We start from the raw sequence: 16,085 nt of genomic DNA, 5'->3' as shown, positions 1-16,085 counted from the left end.
ACTCACTTCCCTTCTGGCAGATATTTGTCCAGCATGTCGTCTTTGATTCGTTTTAATTCGGTTCTTGGCAACATCGATAGCAGTTCCCACCCTAGATCAAGTGTTTCAGTAATCGAACGGTTCGTGTAGAATCCTTGATTGACATATTCTTTTTCAAACCGCTCAGCAAACTTCGCATAGATCTTGTCTACATCAGATAAAGCAGATTCACCTAAAACTACGGCTAATTCTTTTGCCTGTTTTCCTTGTGCATAGGCTGCAAAAAGCTGATTCATCGTAGCTGCATGGTCTTCTCTTGTCTTTCCGGGTCCAGTTCCCTTATCTTTTAACCGCGAAAGAGACGGGAGTACATCAATTGGTGGCTGAATCCCACTCTTGTAAAGCTCTCTAGTCAAGATGATCTGTCCTTCTGTAATATAACCAGTCAAGTCAGGGATTGGATGAGTTTTATCGTCTTCTGGCATTGTTAGAATCGGAATTTGAGTAACCGATCCTTTTAGTCCGCGGATTCTTCCTGCTCGTTCGAATAAAGTAGCTAAGTTCGTGTAAAGATACCCAGGATATCCTCTTCTTCCTGGAACTTCTCGCCGTGCTGCAGAAATCTCTCGCAATGCCTCTGCATAGTTGGTCATGTCTGTCATGATAACCAAAACATGCATTCCCTTTTCATAAGCAAGATATTCTGCAGCAGTCAAAGCCATACGAGGAGTAGCGATACGTTCGATTGCAGGGTCGTTTGCTAAATTCATAAACATGACAGAACGGTCGATTGCGCCCGTTTGACGAAAATCTTCCATGAAAAATTCAGCTTCTTCAAAAGTGATTCCAATAGCAGCAAAGACTACGGCGAAATCATCTGATGAATCGAGTACCGTTGCTTGTCGCGCGATCTGAGCAGCTAATTCTTTATGAGGAAGACCAGAGCCAGAAAATACTGGTAATTTTTGCCCACGAACTAATGTATTCAAATGATCGATTGCAGAGATACCTGTTTGGATAAACTCATCTGGATAATCCCGAGCTACTGGATTGATTACTTCTCCGTTAATATCCAAATGCTTTTCAGGTAGGATCTCTGGTCCGTTATCTTTCGGTCGTCCCAAACCATCGAATACTCGACCGATCATGTCTTCCGATACACCTAGTTCTAAAGGATGGCCTAAAAATCGTACAGAAGAGTCACGTAAATTGATACCACTTGTTCCTTCGAATATTTGGACCATTGCTTTATCTTCTTGGACTTCCAATACTTGTCCACGACGAATCTCGCCATTTTGCATACGGACTTCGATTAATTCTTCATATTTGACACCAGCAACTTTTTCAACCGCCATCAATGGACCGACGACTTCACCGATCGTACGATATTCTTTAATCATTGCTCATGCCTCCTTCTGAAACGATCGTTTGCATCGTTTGCTTGATTTCACCAATAATTTGATCTAGTTTTTCTAATTCTGTTTCCGGGATATATTTGCTTCGTCCGATCCTTTCACGAATCGATACGGTACCGTCCATGATCTCACTTAAATAAGCACCTAACGACAACGCACGGCGTCCTTCTTCACCAAAGGTCAAGATCATCTTCAACATTTTGAACTGTTTCTCTCTTGAGGTGAATGTATCGACATCATCGAAAGCATTTTGCTGCAAATAATCTTCACGAATGGATTTTGCCACTTCTAATGTCAGACGGTCATTATCTGAAAGGGAATCAATCCCTACCAAACGCACGATTTCATTCAGCTGCTGTTCTTCCTGCAAAATACGCATGCCCTCGGTGACCATGGTTGCCCAGTCAGCTTGAAGGATATGATCCATATACTTCCCTACTTCTGTTGAATAAAGAGAATAGCTTTGTATCCAATCGATCGAAGGAAAATGTCTTTTTTGGGCTAAACTGGAATCAAGACCCCAGAATACTTTTACGACCCGCAATGTATTTTGTGTGACTGGTTCCGAAATATCCCCTCCAGACGGCGATACAGCACTGATTGCGGTTATACTTCCTTCGCGACCTTCTGATCCTAATGCAATGACTCTTCCAGATCGTTCATAGTATTCCGCAAGCCGTGAACCAAGATAAGCTGGATAACCTTCATCACCAGGCATTTCTTCCAAACGTCCGCTCATCTCACGAAGTGCTTCTGCCCATCGTGAAGTGGAGTCTGCCATGATAGCAACGTCATAACCCATGTCACGGAAATATTCCGCAATTGTGATTCCCGTATAGATAGAAGCTTCTCGAGCTGCTACTGGCATGTTTGATGTATTAGCAATCAATACCGTACGTTCCATCAACGATTCTCCTGTATTAGGGTCAATCAATTCAGGGAATTCATTTAAAACATCCGTCATCTCATTTCCACGCTCGCCACATCCCACATAGACAACCATGTCCACATCGGCCCATTTTGCAATTTGATGCTGAACGACTGTTTTCCCTGCACCAAAAGGACCAGGTACAGCTGCTGCTCCTCCTTTTGTCACTGGGAAGAATGTATCAATCACTCGCTGTCCAGTGATCATGGGTGCATCCGGGTTTAATTTTTCTTTGATTGGCCGACTACGTCTTACTGGCCATTTTTGAAGCATCGTCAAATTTTTGTCACCATTTTCGGTTTCAATGACACATACTGTTTCATCAATAGTGAATGAACCTTTTTCGATTGTTTTGATCGTACCTTTTATCCCATTTGGCACCATGATTTTATGTTTTATAACTTTTGTTTCTTCTACGATCCCGATAACATCTCCAGCACTCACCGTTTCTCCGGCTTCTACTGTTGGTTCGAACCACCATTTTTTCTCATGGTCCAATGCGGGCAATTGAACTCCGCGCCCTAAGAAATTACTTTGTGTGATTTCCATAAAGGTATCTAATGGCCGTTGGATTCCGTCAAACATTTGTGAAATGATCCCTGGTCCTAATTCAACAGATAAAGCTTCACCAGTAGAGCGAACCGGTTCGCCTGGACCAATTCCAGAAGTCTCTTCATATACTTGAATAGACGCCACATCGCCACGCATCTCGATGATTTCTCCGATAACTCCTAGATCTCCCACTAGACACATGTCTTGGATACTGGCATCAGACATGTTCTCAGCCATTACAAGAGGTCCGGAGACTTTTATGATTTTTCCAATTTGCAAAATTTCTATCTCCTTTTCATACTATAAGATATTTTGACCTACTGCTTTTTCTACGTTTTTTTGAATTTCTTCCAGCCCTATTCCTAATGATCCTTGATGATTGGGAATCAATACGATAGCAGGTATCATTTGTTCCTTGTAACGTTCGATCGTTTCTGGGCTCAATGCTGCACATTGCTCTGTGACATAAATCACGCCATACTCATTCTTTGCCATTTCTTCAATTGCCTGACGAACGGTTTGCTTGGTTGTACCATAACGAACATCAAAGCCAAACAATTTGAATGGCAAAACAGAATCTTTGTCGCCAACTACACCAATCTTATGCGTCATAGACTTGTCTCACCCGCTTTCTGATTGTTTCTGATTCGAAATGGCTTCTTTTGCCGATAACCAGTAAACGAAGGTTTTTGCTTTCTACCTCTTTTGCGTTCAAAAAGGATAGTAGTGGCAGTGGTCCGAAAGCCTGGGTTTGTGCTTCTTGATACAATGAACTTAGATAATCATCTTTCAACTGTTCAAGCTTTACGAGATCAATATTTCCCTCACGGATGACAGGGCGCAGAAAATCAGCATAATCTGTCTCTAATAGAAAATTCGTGTAATCTTCCATATCTTTATCTACAAAGTTCAAAAATACTTCTTTTTCGATACTTCCCGAGCTGGAAAGTACCGTCGTCATGAACCCATATGTTCTTTTCTGCAATATTCCTCGAGCCATCGTTGTGATATTGGTCAAGTCAATAAAAGCAATGACTTCTGTCAGCAATTCTTGATATCCTAGCTTATCGGCAAGCCGTCGCTGCTCTGTCAAAAACTGTCGATCATAAATCACGTCAATTCCCTGAAGAATGGTAGACTCTTCAAAATAATCACGTACTTCTCGTATACTGTCCATAATGCTTTCAGGAAGTTCATTTGAAACTTGCGTATGAATGGCATCCTTCAAGGTTTCTAATGAATAAAATCCATCGTCGATATGCAAATGGTCCAGATTTTGATTTGTCATCTCAGCTTTTGTCAAAACCTTCAGATTATGGAAAGTATAACGCATCGTATAGATCCAAACGATTTCAGGCTCCGGTGCTGATTCCTTTAACCAGCGAAATAGACGGCTCTGCTCCTTTAAAAGATTCTGTTCGAAGTCATATTCATATCCGTCATAAATATATGGATTGTAAATCGTGGATTTCAATATTTCACCAAGTGCTTCGACAGAATTTGTTTGAATCATCCGTTCAAATGTCTCATTGGACAAAAGTTCAAGCTCTCTTCCGCGAATCAAGGGATTTAGTTCGTGGTATTCCATACACTGATCCCTCCTTATTCGAATAATTGATTGGCAATCTCAAAACTCATCGTTCCTTGGATATCTTGTACAAGGCTGCTGAAAAGAAAATTATACTGAACTCCTTGATCGTTTATCAGAAAACCCGCTTGATCAGCAACAGTTTCATCACTTAAAACCATCATAAAGGGAAGTTCATTGTTCCATTCATCCAACAACGTCTGAGAAAGATAGGCTGCTGATTTTTCTCCAGCAATGAATGCTACTTTTCCTGTCAAAGGTAATGAATACAATGCATTTTTGATAAACTGGATTTGTTCAGATTCATCCCAATTTTCCATTTCAGTTACCGCATCTGCAAACAATCGTCTTAAAAATTCCTGCTTCGCATTCAAATTTTCTTGTCGTACTTCTACTTGCTGGCGATTCCTTAGCTGACGGTATTTTTTTTCGAGTAATTCGATTTGTTTTTCTTTTTGTTTTTGATGTTCTGTTTCAACTTGCGTACGTTTTTGTTCAAAGTTTTGATCGATCTTCATTCGCTCTTCTTGTTCTAACGCCGCTCTTTCCTGCTCTGCTGCTTCGTTCATCTGAGAGATGATTTTTTCAATGGCATTCATCTGCTTTTCCTCCTTTATGCTTAGGCATTCAACACTAATAGGAAGGAAATAACGAAACCTAAAATCGCGTATGTTTCAACCATCGCAGCAAAAATGATTCCTTTTGTAGCATGTTCAGGTTTTTTCGCTAAAATTTGAATACCTGCTGCTGCGACTTTTCCTTGGGCGATACCTGAAAACAAGCCTGTAAAAGCAATCGGCAGAGAAGCGCCTAGAAAGTTCAGTCCTTGTACAACTGACATATCATTTCCTAAGTTGATAAAAATCAAAAAGGCAATAACGAATCCATACAAACCTTGCGTACCTGGAAGCAATTGCAGAATCAGAGCCTGCCCGAATTTTTCGGGTTGACTTGTTGTCAATGCTGCTGCTGCCTCACCTGTCATTCCAACACCTTTAGCTGAACCGATCCCTGAAAAAATCGTCGCTGTTGCCATCGCTAATACCGCAAACACCATTCCACCATTTTGACTAATTAAGTAATCCATCATTATATAAAAATCCTCCAATTATTTATTGTTTTTTTTCTTGTGATTGATGTTGACGTATTTTTCCGCCGTTTTCAGCGGATCAAAGGCACGTCCGCCTCCTGTATAAAACTTCCCAAAAAATTCGACATACTGCAATCGTGCGCCATGGACATAGGCACTTAGCAGTGTCAAAACCATATTCAGTGCGTGTAAAGCGATGATCAAAAGGATCCCTACACTGAATCGAGCAGCTGGCGGCATGAAAGCAACTAGCATATTGAATGCCGCTCCAATACTTCCGCCTGAAATACCCAATGCCATCAAACGTGTATAACTGACTAAATCACCGATATAGCCGGTCAGTCCGTAAAGATTATACGCACCTTTGGCAGCACCTTTGACTTTAGACGGCGTTTGGATAATCGGAACGATCAAGATACATAAGGCAGCAATGATCGATAGCCCAGCGCCAAGGTAAACAAATGCTGTATTTTTTATCAACATGGCACCAACCAACGCAATAACGATCCCAATTAGGATCCCTTGCCAGGCAAATCCATCACTGACAGCACTCAAGTAATCTTTTCTCCTGATATTTTCCTTTGCTGCCACAAATAATCCAACCAAAATCTGTATCAGACCGAAAATCACGGATAAAATCAAAATCGTATTGACGTCATCCGTCGTAGATAGGATTGGGAAAGGCAAGCGGATGCCAAACAGTTCTTTTGGTAATGCCTGTCCGAAAAATGAACTGTAGATCAATCCCCAGATGATCGATGGTATCGAGAGAATCTCAAAGAATTTTACGAAACGTTTCATCCCGCGTGGTAGAACAAGTAGTTTTTGAGCTAGTATTGTCCCAATGAGCATCAGCAATCCGTAACCAACATCTGCGACCATCATCCCGAAGAAGACAAGATAAAATGGTGTCATCCAAGGTGTTGGATCTACTTCTTCATATTTTGGCAGACTGTACATTTCAGTCAGCAATTCAAAAGGTTCGACAAGCGGATGGTTTTTCAATTTAGTAGGGACTTCCTGCTGAATCTCTTCTGAGTTTGGTGTTTCGAAACTGACGTATATATCTTCTTCTGATACGGTTTCGTTTAACAAATGCAGCAAATTCTGTTTTTCTTCTGCATCTACCCAACCTTGCAAAACGATCAGATAAGTCGCATGGATAAACCGTTCTTTTATTTTTTCTCGTTCTGCAACGGCAAGTGTGACTTCTTCTACCCATTCAAATTCTTGGATATAGCCACTGCACTGACCTAACGCTGTCGTTATCTTCTTTTGCTGCTCGTGAACAATGGATAATTGCTGCTTGGTCTCTTGCAGTTTTTCTTTAGGATTTTGTTCATAAGGATACGTTTCTTTATTGAACCCGTATTTCCCAGCAATTTCTTCTATAACAGCAACTGATTTTTTTAAAGCAACATACGAAAGATAAACTTGTTTTGGCGTATAATCTATTTCTTCCATATAAACGTCATCAAGCTTACTCAGTTCTTCCTTGAAACTTTCAAAATTTGCTGCACTCACAGTCCCCATCTCAAAAATGGTCGTCTTACTTGCATACATACTTGGAGCAATATCCAGCTGTTGCCAATGAAGAAGCCATTCTTCCTCTTCTTCTAAACGATCACGTTCTTCAGTTAGTTGTTCCCACTTTTCTTTTAAATCAAGGACTTCTTTCAATTTATTTATGAAATTTTCTTCGGAATAATTGGCTTCCAAATCTTGTAAGGAAAGTTCTTGACGTTTCAAATGGAGTTTCTTTTGACGGCTATCGCCGTGGTGTTGTATGAATTGGATAGCTTCTTGGATGTCTTTCAACCGATTACCTAAAGCGCTTAATTTTGCTTCTTTATCAATAATCGTGGTATCTGGAAAATACTTCTCCACCCACTGGTTGTTTGTTCTATTTTGATACAGATCCCGGATTTCAACGTTTTGGATTCCTTGTACTGCTTGTAAAATCCTCTCCTGATTTCTTTTATCTGAAATGAGGGTCATTTTTTCCATCTTAGTGACGGCCATAAGTTTCTTTCACCCTTTCAATGATCGCACCGATCGCTTGACTCTGATGCTTTTGATATTGATCTTTCAAAGTTGCTTGCACCTTGTCTGCTTCTGCTTTCAATTTCATTTTTTCTTTTTCTAATTCTTGTATTTCGAATTGTTCTTTTTCTTCCACCAACTGTTTTAGTTGTTGTCGATAGTTTGTTTGGATCGTTTCCAATTCCTGCTCTTTTTCTGTTGCATAGATCTTCAGCTGCTGCCGCAGTGTTTGAGCACGCTTTTCATTTTCTTCTTCTGCTTTTCGGATTTGTTCCAAAGCTTCTAACACTTGCTTCACTTCCTTTCGATTTAAAAAAGAGGTACATGCTTTCTTTTTTCATTGAAAGTATGTACCTCTATAGATAACTTAGTATAGGCAGGTCCCTTCAATAAAATGTCCTTCTCACCCCTTGAAGAACTAGATCCTTGAAGCTTACGCCCAACCTTTTTATTTCTGCTTACTTTTTATTATAACAAATTAAGCAATATTTTCAACTATCGTCATGAATTTCACACGAAATTTCTCTTTACAGATAGTAACACAGCAAGAACAGATAAGTATAGGGGCAAGTCTTACATAGTTTAATTTTTTTTAAATCCTTGTTACAATAAGTCTACTTTAGGGGGAATACAAATGAAACCAATCATCGGCATTGCCGGAAATCAACTGATTCGAGCAACAGATACTTTCCAAGGAAATCAAGTGAGCTATACACCGCAAGGATTCGTGGATGCAGTTTTAGATGCTCAAGGATTGCCTCTTATTCTGCCAGTCATGTCTCCAGATTCAGCTCCTCAACTGATTGGACAAATCGACAAACTTATTCTTGCAGGTGGTCAAGATGTCAGTCCACAACTTTACATGGAAGATCCTCATCCAAAGCTAACGGAAACAAATATTCAACGAGACCAATTTGAACAGGCACTGATCTTGGAAGCATTGAAACAAAGAAAACCAATTTTTGCAGTCTGCCGGGGACTCCAACTATTGAATGTCGTTTTGGAAGGTACACTTTATCAAGATCTTTCATTATATCCAAAGTGGTCAGTAAAACATGAACAACAGCCCACTGCCCCGCAATTTACGACTCACGAAGTCAAGATTGTTTCAGACAGTTTATTAAGCAACCTTCTCCCCGATCCATATTTTGTGAATTCTTACCATCATCAGGCAGTCAAAGATCTTTCACCTTTATTAAAAGCCATCGCTTTTTCTAACGATGGACTCGTTGAAGCGGTTCAAAGCAAAGATTATATGCATAAAATCCTCGGTGTTCAATGGCATCCGGAACTTACCCACCGTGTACATCCATCTGAACAGCGCTTATTCGATTTCTTTGTGAATGAATTTTAATAGACTTTCTGAGGGGTTGTGAAAAAGCTGTTTAGTTTCGAGTATTAAGAAAAATTTTGTGAAAATGGCTTTTCACATTTTTGCATAAACTTGGCTTAATACCGAGAAACTGGCTTTTGAACACCGTTTAAGGAAGAGGTTGTGAGATCAGTGCCTTGACCTAAGTATTAGAGAAACAAAACGGAAAAATAGCTTCTCATATTTTACCGTTTTTTGAGCTAATATCGAGGGTCAGCTGATTGAACACCGTTTATACCAAGAGGTCGTGAGCCTGCCGTTCAACTCTGAGTCACAAGGAGCAATTTCAAAAAACAGCTTCTCATGTTTGTTTGATATTATGACTTGTGACCGAGGAGTTGGCAGAAGAACACCGTTTATCTGGAAAAAGAGACTGCAACACGACTTTTGTCTCAGTCTCCAGTCTATGGAACAATGTTCACTGGAATTCTTCTCAATCGTCCTTTCGATAGTCCAACAGCCTTTTGAGCTGGGTAATCTGCTGTTGCAGTTCCATACCTTTTGTTGTATCACGATTGAGTTTGCGTGGTAGTTGCTGTTCGATTACTTTTTTCACATTTGTTTGGTCGGATTTTTTTGCAAATTGTTGTTCAATAGGCAAAAACGGATAATGTGTCACGATTTGGAAACCATAAGAATTGCATAATAGTGAATAACCGGCAATTCCTGTCGTTTTTTGATAAGCTTTGGATAAACCTCCGTCAATGACAAATACTTTTCCATTTGCTTTGATCGGTGACTCCCCTTTTTTTACTTTTACTGGCGTGTGCCCATTAATGATTGCTGACCCTTCTTCTTTTGTGTCGAATTCTGCTAAAATTTTTTCACTGAACCACTCTTCATCTCGCAAGTGATAATAAGGATTGCTTTTCTCGATGTGCGTATGAGGCTCTGTGAGAAAATAACGTTCAAAAGTCGCCATTTTACTCTTACCGAATAAAGGCGAAAATGCCCCACTCCACGCATACCAAATCAAATCGGTTGCTAAATCTTCTTTTGCGGTCAGATCTTTTGCGCTTTCAGTTATCTGTTTTTCAAAAAAGCCCAGCAGTTCTTTTCCGCGATAAGATTCGTCTAATTCAAATGCTAAGAGCTGTCCCTTCTCGTCTACAGGTATACAGCCATGAAACAGCACATGCTGATTGTTCGTGAGATACATTCCCCCTTTTTCGATCAAAAACGTCATATGTTTTTGCATTCTCAAAGAGTGCTGGAATGAATACATCAAACTATCAATCACTTTTTGTTCCTCTTCCAAGAATTTTTTTGGATCATCTGGCTGGATCGTTTGAAAACAAGTTCCTTTCAACTCATAGAGCTGACCTTCTAAATCAACCGTTGATGCTTCATAGTCGATTTTTTCCAGCAATTTACGATCGTCCATTTTAAATTCAGGTCGACGATCCAATAACTGATGTTCTGATTTGAATTGAAGGATAGAAAGTGCCTGATGGATCTTTTCTAATTCTTCTTGCTCTCTTTCGGATAGATCTTTACTGTTTTTAGGCGCAAATACTGGATTCTTCTGATAAGTTTGATGAGCAAAAGAAAACAATGGACGTAAATTCAACCCATATTCTTTCTCTAATTCAAATAAATAATTATAGCGTGCTGCAATCCGTAAAAGTGTCAGTAAACATGCCTCAGAGCCGCAATACGCACCAATCCACAAAATATCATGATTTCCCCATTGGATATCTACAGAAGAAAAATCCATGATTCGATCCATCACTTTTGCTGCTTGAGTTCCTCGGTCAAAAATATCTCCAACGATATGCAAATGATCGATGACAGATTTTTGGATCGTCTGTGCAAGTTTCGTTAAAAATTTTTCTTCTTCCTTCATCAAAACAAGTTGTTCAATGATTTTTTTTACATAGTCTTTTTTTCCATTGATACGGTCATCGATATACAAGAGTTCCTCAATGATATAGCTATATTCTTTCGGCAATCCTTTTCGAACTTTTGACCGGGTATATTTGACTGTCGTAAACCGTAAAAGATCGATCAAATGATGGATCAGCTGCGATTTATCTTGTTCTTTGTACCAATCAGTCGTTAATGCATATTCTGGATAAGCCGTAAAAATAGTGAATTGGCTGATATCCGTTTCCGTCATTTGTTCAGAAAAAAGGTCTTTGATCTTTTCTTTAAGATTTCCTGAACCGATACGCAGAATATGATCAAAAGCAGGAAATTCGCCATGTATATCACTCAAAAATAACTCTGTTCCTTTTGGAAGCTGCAAAATTGCTTCGAGATTGATGATTTCCGTGATGACATCTTCCGTTGAGGGGAATTTTTCTGAAAGTAAATCTAAATAACGGTCCATTAAAACGCCTCCAAAAATTGGTATACTCAATATTATAAAGTTGTTATACACTATTTTCAATGAATATATATCCAATATAGTAAAATAAATAAAATAGGTCTATACAAAAAGAAGCTGGGAACAATAGATGTCCAGCTTCCTTCTGTATTTTAGGATTGTTTTATGCTTTTTTTCGTTCATTCCTCATAATTGAAATCGATTGTTTTAATGAACTCCATAATCCGCCTTCGCTATAAACGAGTACATTCGATTTGTACATGTTTGCAGACAAGATCATCAATAAGAATGTTACGGCTACAAGTACCAACAAGGAAATCAATGCTCCACCCATACCGACTGTCTCATTTGCTAAGCGAACCGGCATAATATATGAAGATAAGAATGGAATATACGAAGTGATCCGAATAACGATATTGTTTGGATCTGAAGCTCCTAGTATCAATCCAAGCATATATCCGCCTAGAGATAGATAAGTCACTGGCAAAATTGCTTTTGCTGTATCTTCTGCTTTGTTGACCAAAGAGCCACATAAAGCTGCTAAAACAGAAAAAATCAAAATGCCAAAGATCATGAATAGAAGAGAATACCACAAGAATGGTCCAATCAAGTTATCCAATGAGATACCGTCTAATATATTTTTGACCATTTCCATATCTTTGAATTGACTGTATCCTATACCAAAAATAATACCGTATAATGCCATTTGCGTTAATGCAACAAGTAAAACACCTGTTAGTTTTCCGTAAAAATGCTTTTGTGCAGTCGTACTGGACAGGATCACTTCCATGATCCGCGTGCCTTTTTCAGAAGCGATCTCTTGTGCAATGATCTGCGCATACGTCAAAATAATAATGAACAAGACAATCGTTGCTACATAACTTACGACATATTGGACTGTCGAGTTATCTTCTCCGACTGTCATTTTTCCTTTTGAATCAAAATTGACTTTTTGTCGAGTCAAACTTGCTTGTTGGCTCAAGCTAGCTACTTCTTCTGGTGAAATGCCTAATTGACTTGCTCGAAGCATCGATTGCAAGCCAGTCAGTTGTTGTTGTATCAGTAGTTGTGTACTTTGTCCTAATGAATTTTCGCTATAAAGCATCCCATTTATCTTATCATTCTCAGTTGAGACTACTAAATACGCATCGATTTTTTCTTCCGAAAGCTCTCTTTGTGCTTTTTCTTCAGAATCAACTGCTTTGAACTCAAAATCATCTGTTTTGACTTGGCTCATTTGCTGACTGATTTGCTCATTATCAGCCAATACGCCGATTTTATTGACATCACTATTTTGTTGAGCAAAGTTTCCTACTACATAAATGATACCCAGCATGATAAAAGGGACTAATATCATGATCAAGAAAGAAATCGACTTAACATTTTTTAAATAGACATCTTTGGTAATAATCCAAAACTTACGCATCGATTTCACCTGCTTTCAATTTGAAAATCTCTTCCAAAGTTGGCGGTTGCTGGTTAAACATAGGAATGTAGCCGAACTGAGTCGCACGAGTAAAGATTTCTTTCCCAGCTTCAGGATCTTCTAAGGTAATCTCTAACGTATTGTCTTCATGAAGGATCACTTTTTTCACGCCTTCGATTTCTTCTACTTCCTGTTGGCTTAAACCAGATTCCAAGAATAACTTCGTACGGCCAAATGATTCACGAATCTCATGTACTTTTCCATTCAAAACCATTTTTCCGTTTCGCAACATGATCAAATGATCGCAGATTTTTTCTACATTATCCATATTGTGGCTAGAAAAAATGACACATGAACCATGTTTTTTCAATTCCAATATTCCATCTTTTAGCAATTCAGCATTTACCGGATCTAACCCGCTGAATGGCTCATCCAAAATGATCAATTTAGGTTCATGGATTAACGTGGCGATCAGCTGGACTTTTTGCTGATTTCCTTTAGACAAAGATTTTACTTTATCCGTCTTTTTCCCTTTTACCTGAAATTTTTCCATCCAAAAATCGATTTTTGGTTCAATCTCTTTTCTTGATTTCCCTCTAAGTTCTGCAAAATAAAGCAGTTGGTCTTGAATCGTTACTTTCGGATAAAGTCCCCGTTCCTCCGGAAGATAACCGATGACATCATAATCTTTCTCCCCAAGATGATGGCCATTCCATAACACTTCTCCTTGGTCTTGTGTCAAAAAATCCAAGATCAAACGAAAAGTCGTTGTCTTCCCAGCCCCGTTTTGGCCAATTAGCCCCATGATTTTTCCATCGGGGATTTGGAAAGAGACATGATCGACAGCTGTGTAGTTCCCAAAAGTTTTAACAAGATCCTTGACTTCTAACATTTCTTCACTCCTTCTTCAAGAAATCACATATATCCTTAGACACCAGACGTAAGCGATTTATTATTCACCAACAAAACGTAAACGCTCTTTTTGTTGTACATAAAATGATAGGACACTTTACTTTCTTTGTAAAGTGCCCTTTCCTCATTCCTGATGTAATTTATCAAATACGTTTTGTGCGACATTTTTCGGCAGTCCGATTTCTTGTAATTCTTCTGTCGTGGCTGCTGTGATATTTTTCAACGATTTGAACTCTTTAAGCAGCATTTTTTTTCGTTTTGGTCCTAACCCTTCAATTTCATCTAATCGGGAAGCAAAACTGTTTTTACTGCGTAGCTGCCGATGGAAAGTGATTGCGAATCGATGGACTTCATCTTGGATTCGCTGGAGTAAGAAAAACTCTGGTGAATTTCGCTCAAGCGGTACTACAGCCAAATCTGTACCGAATAGCAACTCATTTGTTTTATGTTTATCGTTTTTTGCCATGCCAGCAATAGGAATATCGATTCCTAATTGATTTTCTAAGACATCTTTTGCCACATCTACTTGTCCTTTTCCTCCATCGATCAAGATCAAATCAGGTAAAGGCAACCCTTCGCGAATCACTCGTGAATATCTGCGATAGATGACTTCTCTCATTGATGCATAATCATCCGGTCCGTTGACTGTTTTTATTTTATATTTCCGATATTCTTTTCTTGCCGGTTTTCCATCAATGAATACGACCATCGCAGCCACAGGATTCGTCCCCATGATATTAGAGTTATCAAAAGACTCGATACGTATTGGGGTCGGGATATTCATCGCGTTTCCTAAACGTTCAACTGCTCCGATCGTCCGTTCCTGTTTTCTGGCAATCAGATCAAACCGTTCATTCAAAGCAACTGAGGCATTCTTATTCGCCAATTCAACTAATTTTTTCTTTTCTCCTCGTTTTGGTTGCAGCACTTTCGTAGCTAACAAAGCTTCTACACTAGGCTTGTCGATCGTATCAGGAATCAAGACTTCTTTAGGAATGAAATGCTCATTTTCCTGATAAAACTGACCGAGGTAAGTCAAGAAATCTTCTTCTGCTTCGTTATAGAAAGGAAACATTGAAACATCTCGTTCAATTAGCTTTCCTTGTCTTACGAAAAACACTTGGACACACATCCATCCTTTGTCAATCGCATAACCAAATACATCTCGATCCAGTAAATCAGTATTTGTCATTTTTTGGCGAGTCATGATTGTCTCAATGGCACGGATCTGGTCTCGGTATTCTGCAGCTTTTTCAAACTCCATGTTTTCAGCAGCTTTTTCCATTTTCTGATGGATCTCTGACTCGATTTTTTCGTGTCCTCCGTTTAAAAAGTTTTTCACTTCATCAACGATTTTCGCATAGACTTTCGGATCTACGTCGAAATAATAAGGACACAGACATTGTCCCAAATGATAGTAAAGACAAGGCTCCTTCGTCTGACTAGGTTTGCATTTTCTCAGAGGAAATAATCGATCGAGGATCTTCTTTGTCTCATTCGCCGCACCGACATCGGGATATGGTCCAAAATACAGTGCTTTGTCTTTTAGTACCTTACGAGTAATCACCAAACGGGGATATTTTTCATTCGTTATCTTAAGGAAAGGATAGGTTTTATCATCCTTTAACATAATGTTGTATTTAGGATCATTTTTCTTTATCAGATTGATCTCTAAGAGCAATGCTTCGATATTCGATTCTGTAACGATGTATTCAAAGTCTTCGATTTCACTAACAAGCCGTTCCGTTTTCGTATTATGGCTGCCAGTAAAATATGAGCGGACACGATTTTTTAATATTTTGGCTTTGCCGACATAAATGATCGTTCCATTTTTATCTTTCATCAAGTAACAGCCGGGCTGATCAGGAAGTAAAGCTAATTTGTTTTTGATTCGTTCGTTCATCTGGTACTCCCCTTCATATTCAATTAAAGTTATTATAGCATGTCTGTCAAAAAAACAATCCAGCCTGACAACGTAATTATACTCAAAAAATATTAATTTGAATAACCTTAACTCAACCGCAAAAAAACCGAGGACGGAACTGGATTCAGTCCCACCCTCAGCTTATTTTTGCTGTAAGTTTTTATAAATATTGATCGATCATTTGACGTAGTTGTTCTTTTGAATGAACACCAACAACTTTTTCTACTACTTGACCATCTTTTTTCAACATTAATGTTGGAATGCTCATGATACCGAATTGTTGAGGAGTTTCTGGATTTTCATCCACATCCATTTTAGCAATTCTGAATTCTTCTTCATCATATTCTTGTTCCAACTGATCCAAAATCGGTGCTTGCATACGACATGGACCACACCAAGTTGCCCAAAAATCAATCAATACAAGTCCTTTATCTGTTTCTTCATTAAATGTCTTATCTGTAATTACTTGTGACATATCAAAGACCTCCATTTTTAAAATCTATGACTAGTATAGCATTTCTATACTT

General features: G+C 38.9%; 14 protein-coding genes and 1 other annotated feature. Of the genes, 1 reads left to right on the top strand and 13 read right to left on the bottom strand.

Features of this window, described 5'->3' with window-relative positions; translation table 11 throughout:
- Positions 1–2 precede the first annotated feature (2 nt).
- From MKX69_RS03565 to MKX69_RS03530, 8 genes are read right to left on the bottom strand one after another with little or no spacing between them, the layout of a single operon-like run.
- Positions 3–1,379 carry a V-type ATP synthase subunit B gene (locus MKX69_RS03565; protein ID WP_002292842.1) on the bottom strand — a complete coding sequence of 459 codons (1,377 nt, stop codon included), beginning with the start codon at positions 1,377–1,379 and terminating at the stop codon, positions 3–5.
- The gene (locus MKX69_RS03560; protein ID WP_341008820.1) at positions 1,372–3,153 is read right to left on the bottom strand and encodes a V-type ATP synthase subunit A; all 1,782 of its coding nucleotides are present in this window, start codon (positions 3,151–3,153) and stop codon (positions 1,372–1,374) included. Before MKX69_RS03560 ends, MKX69_RS03565 begins: the two co-directional genes overlap by 8 nt.
- A 21-nt stretch (positions 3,154–3,174) precedes the next feature.
- Positions 3,175–3,486, bottom strand: coding sequence for a V-type ATP synthase subunit F (locus tag MKX69_RS03555; RefSeq protein WP_002292844.1), 312 nt, complete (start codon positions 3,484–3,486; stop codon positions 3,175–3,177).
- The gene (locus MKX69_RS03550) at positions 3,476–4,462 is read right to left on the bottom strand and encodes a V-type ATPase subunit (RefSeq protein ID WP_341008819.1); all 987 of its coding nucleotides are present in this window, start codon (positions 4,460–4,462) and stop codon (positions 3,476–3,478) included. The genes MKX69_RS03555 and MKX69_RS03550 overlap by 11 nt, the downstream gene beginning before the upstream one ends.
- Before the next feature lie 14 nt (positions 4,463–4,476).
- Positions 4,477–5,061 (bottom strand): V-type sodium ATP synthase subunit E, encoded by a 585-nt coding sequence (locus MKX69_RS03545; RefSeq protein ID WP_002295097.1) that lies wholly within the window; start codon positions 5,059–5,061, stop codon positions 4,477–4,479.
- Between the two features lie 20 nt (positions 5,062–5,081).
- A complete protein-coding gene (locus MKX69_RS03540) occupies positions 5,082–5,552 on the bottom strand; it encodes a V-type ATP synthase subunit K (protein ID WP_002292848.1) in 471 nt (156 codons plus the stop codon).
- 18 nt (positions 5,553–5,570) lie between these two features.
- Positions 5,571–7,574, bottom strand: coding sequence for a V-type ATP synthase subunit I (locus MKX69_RS03535; RefSeq protein ID WP_341008818.1), 2,004 nt, complete (start codon positions 7,572–7,574; stop codon positions 5,571–5,573).
- A complete protein-coding gene (locus MKX69_RS03530) occupies positions 7,561–7,893 on the bottom strand; it encodes a hypothetical protein (protein WP_002349065.1) in 333 nt (110 codons plus the stop codon). The genes MKX69_RS03535 and MKX69_RS03530 overlap by 14 nt, the downstream gene beginning before the upstream one ends.
- 99 nt (positions 7,894–7,992) lie before the next feature.
- Positions 7,993–8,040: a sequence feature (sodium ion sensor (DUF1646 type); this cis-regulatory element may regulate processes involved in with the transportation of sodium ions), on the bottom strand.
- A 189-nt stretch (positions 8,041–8,229) separates the two neighbouring features.
- Between MKX69_RS03530 and MKX69_RS03525 the strand changes: the two genes are divergently transcribed.
- Positions 8,230–8,949, top strand: coding sequence for a gamma-glutamyl-gamma-aminobutyrate hydrolase family protein (locus tag MKX69_RS03525; RefSeq protein WP_341008817.1), 720 nt, complete (start codon positions 8,230–8,232; stop codon positions 8,947–8,949).
- A gap of 451 nt (positions 8,950–9,400) precedes the next feature.
- Here MKX69_RS03525 and MKX69_RS03520 read toward each other — a convergent pair whose 3' ends face one another.
- The 5 genes from MKX69_RS03520 to trxA form a co-directional block, all read right to left on the bottom strand.
- Positions 9,401–11,299, bottom strand: coding sequence for a fructose-1,6-bisphosphatase (locus tag MKX69_RS03520; protein WP_341008816.1), 1,899 nt, complete (start codon positions 11,297–11,299; stop codon positions 9,401–9,403).
- 160 nt (positions 11,300–11,459) lie between these two features.
- Entirely contained in the window at positions 11,460–12,722 is a 1,263-nt protein-coding gene (locus tag MKX69_RS03515; protein ID WP_341008813.1) for an ABC transporter permease, read from the bottom strand.
- Entirely contained in the window at positions 12,715–13,614 is a 900-nt protein-coding gene (locus tag MKX69_RS03510) for an ABC transporter ATP-binding protein (RefSeq protein WP_002295091.1), read from the bottom strand. The genes MKX69_RS03515 and MKX69_RS03510 overlap by 8 nt, the downstream gene beginning before the upstream one ends.
- Before the next feature lie 144 nt (positions 13,615–13,758).
- Complete coding sequence (gene uvrC, locus MKX69_RS03505) at positions 13,759–15,537, bottom strand: excinuclease ABC subunit UvrC (RefSeq protein ID WP_002317903.1); 1,779 nt, start codon at positions 15,535–15,537, stop codon at positions 13,759–13,761.
- Between the two features lie 181 nt (positions 15,538–15,718).
- The gene (gene trxA / locus MKX69_RS03500; RefSeq protein ID WP_341008809.1) at positions 15,719–16,033 is read right to left on the bottom strand and encodes a thioredoxin; all 315 of its coding nucleotides are present in this window, start codon (positions 16,031–16,033) and stop codon (positions 15,719–15,721) included.
- Positions 16,034–16,085: the final 52 nt, after the last annotated feature.

The organism is Enterococcus sp. FSL R5-0957 (assembly GCF_038008005.1).
In the GTDB taxonomy this organism is placed as follows: domain Bacteria; phylum Bacillota; class Bacilli; order Lactobacillales; family Enterococcaceae; genus Enterococcus_B; species Enterococcus_B faecium.
Note: the sequence above shows the minus strand (reverse complement) of the source record. Positions and strands in the feature narration are given on the sequence as shown.

Excerpts from the sequence above, each read along its gene's own strand:
- MKX69_RS03565 (WP_002292842.1), bottom strand. The coding sequence starts at position 1,379 with ATGATTAAAGAATATCGTACGATCGGTGAAGTCGTCGGTCCATTGATG.
- MKX69_RS03555 (WP_002292844.1), bottom strand. The coding sequence starts at position 3,486 with ATGACGCATAAGATTGGTGTAGTTGGCGACAAAGATTCTGTTTTGCCA.
- MKX69_RS03550 (WP_341008819.1), bottom strand. The coding sequence starts at position 4,462 with ATGGAATACCACGAACTAAATCCCTTGATTCGCGGAAGAGAGCTTGAA.
- MKX69_RS03545 (WP_002295097.1), bottom strand. The coding sequence starts at position 5,061 with ATGAATGCCATTGAAAAAATCATCTCTCAGATGAACGAAGCAGCAGAG.
- MKX69_RS03540 (WP_002292848.1), bottom strand. The coding sequence starts at position 5,552 with ATGATGGATTACTTAATTAGTCAAAATGGTGGAATGGTGTTTGCGGTA.
- MKX69_RS03535 (WP_341008818.1), bottom strand. The coding sequence starts at position 7,574 with ATGGCCGTCACTAAGATGGAAAAAATGACCCTCATTTCAGATAAAAGA.
- MKX69_RS03525 (WP_341008817.1), top strand. The coding sequence starts at position 8,230 with ATGAAACCAATCATCGGCATTGCCGGAAATCAACTGATTCGAGCAACA.
- MKX69_RS03520 (WP_341008816.1), bottom strand. The coding sequence starts at position 11,299 with ATGGACCGTTATTTAGATTTACTTTCAGAAAAATTCCCCTCAACGGAA.
- MKX69_RS03515 (WP_341008813.1), bottom strand. The coding sequence starts at position 12,722 with ATGCGTAAGTTTTGGATTATTACCAAAGATGTCTATTTAAAAAATGTT.
- MKX69_RS03510 (WP_002295091.1), bottom strand. The coding sequence starts at position 13,614 with ATGTTAGAAGTCAAGGATCTTGTTAAAACTTTTGGGAACTACACAGCT.
- uvrC (WP_002317903.1), bottom strand. The coding sequence starts at position 15,537 with ATGAACGAACGAATCAAAAACAAATTAGCTTTACTTCCTGATCAGCCC.
- trxA (WP_341008809.1), bottom strand. The coding sequence starts at position 16,033 with ATGTCACAAGTAATTACAGATAAGACATTTAATGAAGAAACAGATAAA.